This is a genomic window from Vibrio sp. 14N.309.X.WAT.E.F5 (assembly GCF_030397615.1).
Lineage (GTDB): Bacteria > Pseudomonadota > Gammaproteobacteria > Enterobacterales > Vibrionaceae > Vibrio > Vibrio lentus.
Genome location: NZ_JAPNXR010000003.1, coordinates 77,631 through 87,529 on the forward strand (window position 1 = coordinate 77,631; position 9,899 = coordinate 87,529).

Annotated in this window: 7 protein-coding genes; 5 read left to right on the forward strand and 2 right to left on the reverse strand. The window is 47.9% G+C overall.

The features are described 5' to 3' along the window. Positions 1–102: 102 nt before the first annotated feature. Positions 103–705 (reverse strand): response regulator, encoded by a 603-nt coding sequence (locus OW495_RS04695; RefSeq protein ID WP_102290947.1) that lies wholly within the window; start codon positions 703–705, stop codon positions 103–105. Positions 706–716: 11 nt separating this feature from the next. After that, complete coding sequence (locus tag OW495_RS04700; protein ID WP_102290948.1) at positions 717–2,612, reverse strand: sensor histidine kinase; 1,896 nt, start codon at positions 2,610–2,612, stop codon at positions 717–719. 270 nt (positions 2,613–2,882) lie between these two features. On the opposite strand from OW495_RS04700, the gene dsrO reads away from it, so the two are divergent. The 5 genes from dsrO to OW495_RS04725 all read left to right on the forward strand — a co-directional run. Continuing rightward, the gene (dsrO, locus tag OW495_RS04705; protein WP_102290949.1) at positions 2,883–3,710 is read left to right on the forward strand and encodes a sulfate reduction electron transfer complex DsrMKJOP subunit DsrO; all 828 of its coding nucleotides are present in this window, start codon (positions 2,883–2,885) and stop codon (positions 3,708–3,710) included. Beyond that, a complete protein-coding gene (gene nrfD / locus OW495_RS04710; RefSeq protein WP_102290950.1) occupies positions 3,707–4,855 on the forward strand; it encodes an NrfD/PsrC family molybdoenzyme membrane anchor subunit in 1,149 nt (382 codons plus the stop codon). Before dsrO ends, nrfD begins: the two co-directional genes overlap by 4 nt. Before the next feature lie 14 nt (positions 4,856–4,869). Beyond that, on the forward strand, positions 4,870–7,962 hold the full coding sequence (locus OW495_RS04715) for a tetrathionate reductase subunit A (RefSeq protein ID WP_102290951.1): 3,093 nt from the start codon (positions 4,870–4,872) through the stop codon (positions 7,960–7,962). 471 nt (positions 7,963–8,433) lie between these two features. Beyond that, positions 8,434–9,075, forward strand: a complete 642-nt coding sequence (locus tag OW495_RS04720) for a c-type cytochrome (RefSeq protein WP_102290952.1) — start codon at positions 8,434–8,436, stop codon at positions 9,073–9,075. A 9-nt stretch (positions 9,076–9,084) separates the two neighbouring features. Next, positions 9,085–9,899 (forward strand): c-type cytochrome (locus tag OW495_RS04725; protein WP_289885271.1); only part of this gene is annotated, 815 nt, incomplete at its 3' end.

Here is a 9,899-nt window from a genome sequence, read left to right on the forward strand (position 1 = left end):
AGTCCTAAAGCTTGGTGACGCAATTGATGTTTTTCTCATCAACAATTTCGTGTAACTGCCATACAACTCTAGTTCAAATGGCATACAGAAATAGCTTTATGCCTAGGTCAATTGACCGTATATGTAAGCCAACTCGGCAACCGTCTTCGCCGAAAACTTCTTCATCAAACTCGCTCGGTGTACTTCCACCGTTCTCATGGCGATACATAACTCATCGGCGATTTTCTGGTTGCGCTTGCCGTCGATGATCTGCTTAAGAATGTCGATTTCGCGCTCAGTTAACGACGCATACGCTTGGCGGTACACATTCATGTGTAAGTGCTTTTCAGAAGCCTCTAGCCCTTGCTTGATCGCCTCAGCCAGTTCGCTGCCTTTAACCGGTTTTTGAAAGAAGTTCACCGCACCGGCTTGTAAGGCTTCTACCGCCATTGGCACATCGCCGTGACCCGTCAAATAGATCACCGACAATGGGCTCTGCGCTTTCACCATCAATTCATGAACTTGTTGCCCTCTCATTTCAGGCATTCGGCTGTCTAACACCACGCACCCCGGCGCACTCAAATCCACTGAATCCAGAAAGCTCGGGCCATCTTCATAAGCTGACACCATAAAATCATGCTCTTCCAATAGGAACACCAATGAGTCACGCATCGACTCATCGTCATCAACCACATAGACCGGTAACGTTTGATGAAGTTCAGACATAACAAGATTCCTTATGAATCATTTGAAAGAGAAAAAGGTAACGTCACTGCGACGTGACAGCCATGAGGAGTCAATGATTTGATGGCCATTTGGCCACTGTGGTCTTCAATCACATCTTGGCAAATCGCAAGCCCTAAACCCAAGCCATTTTCTTTGCTACTCACAAAGGCTTGAATGACTTGTTGTTCGGTGAAATCTAAACCCGTGCCGTTATCGATAACCGACAGCATCATTTTATCCGGTTGATACTCGGTAATCACTTTAATTGTTGGTGGCTCGCTGTTTTTGTTATCAATATCAGACGCAGCGCTTTGTTCGCGGTGTTGTTGTGCGTTACACGCGTCAGTAGCATTGTTGATCAGGTTTACAATCACTTGCTGCAATCCCACAGGATCGACATGCAGTTGGATTGGCTTACCTACAGCGTGGCGCTCAATGGTTATCTTGTGTTTCTGTAATCGAAATTGCAGCAGCTCAATGGTGTCTGTGAGTAACTGCTCGATGTCCGTCTGAGACTTATCTGATGAGCGTTTCTTTATCATGTTTCTTAAGCGTTGAATGATCGCATCAGCACGATCCACTTGAGACTGAATCTTCTCAAACACAGGTTCAATATCGGTCAATGGTTTGTTCTTCGAAATCCGTAATAAGCCGCCTTCGCTGTAGTTGCGAATGGCCGCCAAAGGTTGATTGATCTCGTGTGCCAAGCTGCTTCCCAGTTCACCAACCACCGCGATACGTTGCGAATGTTCCAGCTGTTCACTCTTGCTTTTCAGCTTGTGTAGCGTCGCTTCTAACTGTTTTTTACTGCGGCTGAATTTGTACTCTAACCAGAAGTGGTAAGCATTCAGTAACACGACAAAAATAAAGAACGCCCAAGCCCACTGTTGATTGTATTTAAGCCAGATTAACGCTTCTTTCCACCAAGGTTGTTGCAGTGGGTGCATGTCGAGTTGCTGATAAAGCTTGTCGATTGAGAGCAAGCTTGTGGGTGACGTCCAACCCGAAGCATTCGCAGCAACGGCTGGCACACTGCTTTTTGGCATTGAAAACAGCACCTGACTCATTTGCTTAGCTAATGCCGAAGAGGCTCGCTCTGTTTTAGCAAACGACCAGTTGGAATACAGAGGCGTAGACACTTGGCATCGAAAACCTTCAGGCGCTTGATTACCGATAACACGATACTGACCCGCCACCAGCAAGCCTTCACTGATCATGCTCTCGACCAAACAAGCTGGCACCACAGCCGCTTCAATGTGTCCTTCTCGCAGTTGGTACAAGCTGGCATCGATAGGGAAACCTAAGAACTGCGTATTGGAAAAAAAGTGGTTGGGATTAAGCCCTTCTTGCATCACTTGATAACGCATTGTTAAGTAACCACCAAATGCATTTTCCGAGACCGCTGCAATCGGCTTACCACTAAGTTGTTCGAAAGAGATATAGGGCGACATTCTTCTTACCACTAAAGCAGAACCAATGCTGCGGGTATTGTTAGAACTTGGCTCTTCGAAGTTATGACTGGTCATAGTCGCCATCCAAGAAAGCGCGTACTGTCGTCCTAAGCGAACCGCCTGACCTGGGTTAGTAATAACGAAATCGACCGTCACATCTTTCACCGCTTCGGCCATCTCTTCCAAATTAAAAGGCTTGAGAACAAAGTGCTTACCCGGAATACGCTCAGACAGCCAATCCATCGTAGGCTGCCAACGCTGCTGCGCCGCAAGTTTTCCTCGGGTCGCCAACACGCCAACCTCGATAATCTGATCGGGTTCACCTGTATTTTGGTTTTGGTTTGGGCTTGAGCTTGGGGCTGCTATCACTTGTTCTGATTGAGCCGCTAAACACACTCCTGCGGTTAGGCTCAGCCAACAAAGGCTAACGACTGTCATTAGGTTTCGAACTGTCACTGAAATCTCTTTCTCCAAGCAGATTGTTTATTCGATTTATTCTCTCGTCATTTCACTTTTTCTTGAAGCTGACGACATGTCCAACGCTTAACTCACCCTTTAGAGCGCTTGAGATAAGCCTCTAAAACAAAGCATAACAGCTAGATAGCGAAAACCACATTTGTTCTAGATCAACTTTGATCTGGGTATGTGGAAATCCACAATACCCCGTTAACGGTCAAAAACTGACAATGAGCCTAACAGATCGAATACCCATTTATAGGTACCTCTATGGACTCATTGAAAAGACGGTTTCTCAGCCAATTTGGTAAAGTTTCCGCCGGCGCTGCGCTCATTCCCATTACCGGAATCAACACCGCAGTCGCGAGCACAGCCATTCGCAATAACAACCAGCCTGACCGCAAAGGCGAAGTAGGCAAGCGCTACGCGATGGCGATTGATTTACGTAAATGCGTTGGCTGTCAGGCATGCACTGTTGGCTGCAGCGTTGAAAACCAAGCGCCGATTGGCCAGTTCAGAACCACCGTAAAACAATATGAAGTCTCCCTTGATGATGGTTCGACAGCTCAGCAAGACGTGAAATCATTCATGTTACCTCGCCTATGTAATCACTGTGACAACGCACCCTGCATCAAGGTTTGTCCTGTTCAAGCGACCTTCCAACGTGAAGATGGGATAGTGATGGTCGACAACGAACGCTGCGTAGCCTGTGCTTATTGTGTCCAAGCTTGCCCTTACGATGCTCGCTTCATCAATAACGACACCCTTACCGCTGACAAATGTACTTTCTGTGCACACCGCCTTGAAGACGGCTTACTGCCCGCTTGTGTAGAAACTTGTGTCGGTGGCGCGCGTGTCATCGGTGACCTTAAAGATCCAAACAGCGAGATCAACCGTCTGCTCAATGAAAACCAAGACGACATCAAGGTGCTTAAGCCAGAGCAGAATACCAACCCCCATGTTTTCTATATCGGCATGAACGAGCGATTCGTTAGCCACATTGAAGGCCAACCTGCGATTTATGATCCAGCCGCCATCGATAACTCATCCTCTAGCAAACAAGAATTGGCAATCGCGACACAAGGAGAGACAGCATGAATATCACTGAGGTGTTAGTTCCCGCTCAAGAGATCGCTTGGCTACCGTGGGCGGTTCAATATTTCTTCTACATCGGTTCGGCTTACGCAGCGGCTATTCTGTTTTTGATTGCACTGATATTCAAAAACTCAACCAGCCATCAATTCCGTTCTGCCCTTGTACTTGTGATGGCCATCGGCGCGATTGTTGGGCCATTAGCATTAACCGGTGATTTGCACCAACCGGGACGTGCTTGGCACTTCTACGCCCACATCACTCCTTGGTCATGGATGTCGTTAGGCTCTTTGTTTCTGCCTCTATTCTCTGGTCTGGCTGTTGCGACAGCTTGGGTTTACCTGCGTGATGACATCGCACATCTTAAAGAAAGTGAAAACCCACTTCTAAAACGTTTGGCTTGGCTGACGCTAGGTCAATGGCAAATATCGTCAAAGCTGATGATTGCACTCGCTGCTGTGACGGCTATTTCGGGCCTAAGCATCGCGCTTTATACAGGCGCAGAGATTGCAATTTTGGCGAGCCGACCGCTTTGGCATCAACCGGCTTCTCCACTGCTTTGGTTCACGACCGCATTCTTTGCTGCAACGGGTTTAACGCTGTTGATTTGGGCTCTACTGCCTTCAAACAAGCCAAGCTTAAAACCAACAGACCTAGCTCTGATACAAAGAACCATCACCTTGACAGGTGGCCTTGCCATCATTCTCACGTCGATTTGGGCATCTAACCATGGTCACTTCAATCTCTATGAGAACAACGCTTGGGGAATCAATCTAGGCATCATGACCACCAGTATTTTGCTGTGCATGATCTTAGTTCTCCCTCTACAAAGCTTATCGCAAAGCAAGCTAGGAATTATCTGTGTCGCACTTGCGACCATGATTTCAGCATGGGCGGTACGTTGGGTCACCATGATGGAAGTTCAAACCATTCCACGTTTTGATGTAGGCCCATTCCCTTATGAACTGCCTATGGGTAGCGCTGGGGTACTTGGCATTATTGGTATGTGTGGCCTTTGGTTAGCACTTGCGCTGTTCGCTTCTGAAATCGTGTCTACTGGATCTAAAAGCACAACTGGCTCTGCACAAAAGACAAAATCTAAGTCAAACCAAAACACACCGTCACCACTTAACCGCTCACATAGCTTGTAGTCTGAGGAATCATCATGGATAACAAACGTCGTCAATTTTTGAAAACAGGCCTTGCCGCCGGTGGTGTTGGAGCTTTTGCTGCAGGTTATGCGACAACCACAAAACACATGGTTCACGGTGCTATTGATGGCACCGCAGGTAAGAAAACTAATCACATCCATCACGGTAACTCACTCGAGACGGAATACAGTGTCGATGAGCAAGGTAAGATCTCGCCGAATCCAAACCAACGCGTTGCACCATCAATGTGTTTTGGCTGCTGGACATTGTGTGGTTTGCGTGTGCGTATCGATAATCGCAATGACGAGATTTTGCGCATCTCAGGCAACCCGTACCACCCGCTATCAAGCGACCAACAGCTCCCGTTCAAAACGCCTGTAAAAGATGCCTACATTGGCTTATCTGGTGAATCCGGTATCGACAATCGCTCGACAGCCTGCGCCCGCGGTAACGGCATGTTAGAGATTCAAAACAGCCCATACCGAATCACTCAACCACTCAAACGTGTTGGTAAACGAGGTGAAGGCAAGTGGGAGCCGATCAGCTACGAACAACTGATCTCTGAGATCACCGAGGGTGGTGACTTATTCGGAGAAGGTGACGTTGAAGGCTTACGATCGATTCGCGACATCGAAACGCCACTTGATCCGAACAACCCTGAATACGGACCAAAAGCCAACCAACTGCTTGTGACCAATGCCGGTAATGAAGGCCGTGATGACATCTTGAAGCGCTTTGCATTCAACAGCTACGGTACTCGCAACTTTGGTCACCACGGTTCTTATTGTGGCTACGCATTCCGCGCAGGTTCTGGTGCGATCATGAATGATCTAGACAAATTCTCGCACTTAAAGCCTGACTTCAACAACGCAGAGTTCATTCTTTTCATCGGTATGTCTCCGGCTCAAGCAGGTAACCCGTTTAAGCGCCAAGCAAGACAACTGGCTGAGGCTCGTACCAACGGAAAACTGAGTTACACCATAGTGACTCCGAGCCTTCCTGCAGGATCGTCAAGCCTTGCTGCGGGCGATCGCAACAACTGGCTACCGATCAAACCGGGCACCGATTCAGCATTAGTATTGGGCATGATCCAATGGATCATCGAGAACCAACGCTACAATCACGACTTCTTGTCTCGCCCAAGCGCACAAGCGATGAAGAAAGCAGGCACCACACACTGGTGTAATGCATCTCACCTCGTGATCAGTGACGAAACACACCCACAAAACGGGCGCATGCTTCGTGCATCGGATATCGGATTGATAGAAACAGGCGAACCAATGTCTGACGATGATGGATTCATCGCACTCGATGTGACAACGTCACTACTATCATCGCATATACAGGTGAATGAAGCGGCTCTGTTCGTCGATCAAGACGTAGAAATTAATGGTCAAACCGTTCGTGTTAAGTCTTCTCTACAAAGATTGAAGGAAGAAGCCTTCAAATATGACCTTGCTTACTACAGTGAGCAGTGTGAAATCCCGCAAGACCAAATTATTGCACTAGCGAAACGCTTCACCAGCTACGGGACAAAAGCAGTTGTTGATACTCACGGTGGCAACATGCACACCAATGGCTTCTACAACTCGTTCTCTATCCTAATGCTGAACGCGCTGATCGGTAACATCAATGCAAAAGGCGGGGCGATGGCGAAAGCAGGCGGCTACCCAACTTCGGTTGCAGGCCCACGTTATGACTTTACCAAGTTCAAAGGCAAGACTAAGCCGCAAGGTGTGTTCTTGTCTCGCAGCAAATTCCCGTATCACAAGACCAGTGAATACAAACGCCGTGTTGTTGCAGGTGAATCACCTTACCCGACACGCGCACCTTGGTACCCAATCTCAGCTCCGCTTTTAACCGAGCATTTATCAGCGGCCATTGATGGCTATCCTTACCGCGCAAAAGCGTGGATCAACCACATGGCAAACCCACTTTATGGCGTTCCGGGGTTAGATAACCTGTTGGGTGAAAAGCTTAAAGATCCAAAACAGCTTGGCTTGATCGTGTCTATTGATGCCTTCATCAATGAAACGACAGCATTATCGGATTACCTCGTGCCAGACACGGTTACCTACGAAAGCTGGGGCATGGCAACACCTTGGCATGGTGTTGCGACCAAAGCGATCACTGCTCGCTGGCCGATTGTTGAACCTAAAACCTCACGCACTCAAGATGGACGTGCCATCAACCTAGAGAACTTCTTTATTGATGTGGCGAAAACACTTGGCTTAGGTGGCTTTGGCGATAACGTAATCAAAGACAGCCAAGGTAACTGGCACGGTATCCATAGTGCGGAAGATTTCTACCTGCGCTCTGCGGCTAATCTAGCGTTCGTTAAAGGCGGAGTGCCGAATGTAGATGCAGAAGATATCGTTTGGTCTGGTCTAGAGCGCCTAGTGCCTGTGATGAACAAAACGCTTAAGCCAGAAGAGATGCTCAAAGTGGCGTACATTTTTGCACGTGGCGGTCGTTTTGAAGACGCAACCAATGCCTACACCAATGAAACCATGAAATACAAATGGACCAAACCTTTGGCTATCTGGAATGAAAAGCTGGGGACCTCTCGCAACACCATCAGTGGCGAACAGTACATGGGTTGCCCGACATGGTATCCACAGAAGCTGGCAGACGGCACACCTTTAGCAGAGCAGTTCCCGACCAAAGATTGGCCATTTACTCTGACCAACTTTAAATCCAACATTCACAGTGCGGTGTCTAACTTATCACCACGCTTAGAGTCTATCAAAGGCGTGAACCCAGTTTACATTCACCCGAAAGATGCCTCTTCTGCTGGTATCAAAACAGGCGACGTATTTGCCATTGAAACACCGAGTTCAACCACACACGCGTTGGCGATGGTGATTGATGGCATCAAACAAGGCACATTGGGCTTTGAACACGGCTTTGGACACAAAGAGCTCGGTGAACGTGCACACTGGATTGGTGACACACAACAACCAGTGAAGATGAAGTCGAACGATGGCGTTAACATCAATGATATAGGCTTGATTGACCCGACGAGAGAAGGCAAAGGCGTCATGTTAGATTGGGTTGTAGGAGCAGCAGCAAGACAAGCACTTCCGGCTAAGATCTACAAAGTCTAATCAGTGATCCAACATATATCCCTAGTCATTCCTGAATAGGAACACAACAGGGCAACTTCGTCATTCGAGGTTGCTCTGTTTTTTAGCAGCCAATACATCGACAGCATTCAATCGACAACATCCAATCCGCAACATTCAACCCAACCCGCAACAAACACTCTTCACTTCTCTTTTCTTCTCTTCATCACAACTTTTTAAGCCCGCCTCTATAAAGCAGCTATGCTTATACAATCGGTGCCATAAAAGAGCCTTAACAAGCAGTTACATCGAGGCGAACATGGCAGTTCCCTTGCATTTCGTAAACAGCGATTGGATTAGCCTGACGGAATTCACATCAATACCATTATGGTGGTTGAGGTTATTAATGTGAGACCCACCTCAAATTCAAAGTGAATTAATGTGGAAATCCACAATAGCGCGAACAATCAATTATGTCGAAAATGCGTGCACTACAACCAATAGCGACGCCTCATGACTAAGCTGAAAATTAAAACTCAAACACTAACGCTTTGTATCGCAGCTCTGGGAAGCCTTTCTTTATCTGGTTTTGCACAAGCAGCGCCTAATCCAATGCCAGAAGCTGCAGAAACCTGTAGTGGCTGCCACCAAGCTGACGGTAAAGGCATGCCCAACATTGCCCCTATGCTAGCTGGGCTCAATGCTGACTACCTTGAACATCAACTGGTTCTTTTCTCTAGTGGTGAGCGTCAAAGCGCGATCATGAAGGGCATGGCGGATGGTGTGTCTGATCCTGCTATTCGTCGTGAAGTAGCAGAGTACTTTGCTTCACTACCTTCATACGAATTCAGCGATTTAGAACAGCGCGGCTCACAAGCTGATATTGATAATCCCTACCGTAAGCTTGTATTCCAAGGCGATTGGGACAGAAACATTCCTGCTTGTGCAACCTGCCACGGCCCAAGTGGTATGGGCGTAGACAAATTCCCACGCCTAGCGAGCCAGCACGCCGACTACATTCAAACTCAGCTCAACGCTTGGAAAAACGGCACTCGTAAGGGTGATGATTTGAACATGATGGGCAATATCGCCGGTAAGTTGACTGATGATGAAATCAAAAACCTGTCTTACTACTTCGCATCTTTCCGATACTAAAGGGCTCGCATGAAAACATTACTTCTAATTACCGCAACCCTTGCCTCTGGAATCGCTTATGCCGAAGCAGAGTTGCCTGATCGCCAAACCGAGCTGCCAGCAGTTGAGAAACCTCAAGATAACAAATATCTGGTGCCACGAGGCTTGGTTGATATCCCTGCTGGGGAATTTGGTGACAAAGTCAAACTGGGCTACTCGCTGTTTGTCGATTCTCAGCAGATGCGTGGGACGTTCGTAGGCAATGAACAAAACTGTGTAAACTGCCACATGCAAGCGGGCATGAAGGCAAATGCTGCACCTCTTTGGGGAGCGTACATGGCTTACCCTGCTTACCGTAAGAAAAACGACAAGGTAAACAGCTACGCGGAACGTATCCAAGGTTGTTTTACCTATTCAATGAATGGCTTACCACCAGCAGTAGGCTCAAAAGAGATGGTCGCGCTTACGGCCTACTCATACTGGTTGGCGATGGGTGGCATCTTAGATAAAAACGGCATGCAAGACACGCCCGTTCCTGAGATCAGCGATGCAGACTTGCAAGTCGGTGGTAAAGCGGAGAGCTTCCCTCTTCCAGAAGAACTGTTAAGCAAATACCCAATTGATGATCGCAGCAAGCTGGCAGGTCGTGGCTACCCTAAGATTGCTAACCCTGAACAAGAGCCGTCGATCGCGCGTGGTGAAAAGGTTTACCAAACCAGCTGCCAAACCTGTCATGGTCAAAATGGTGAAGGCATTAAAGGGGCGGATGGTCGCTCATACCTGCCACCACTTTGGGGCGAAAACTCATTCAACTGGGGCGCTGGTATGCACCGCGTGAACACCGC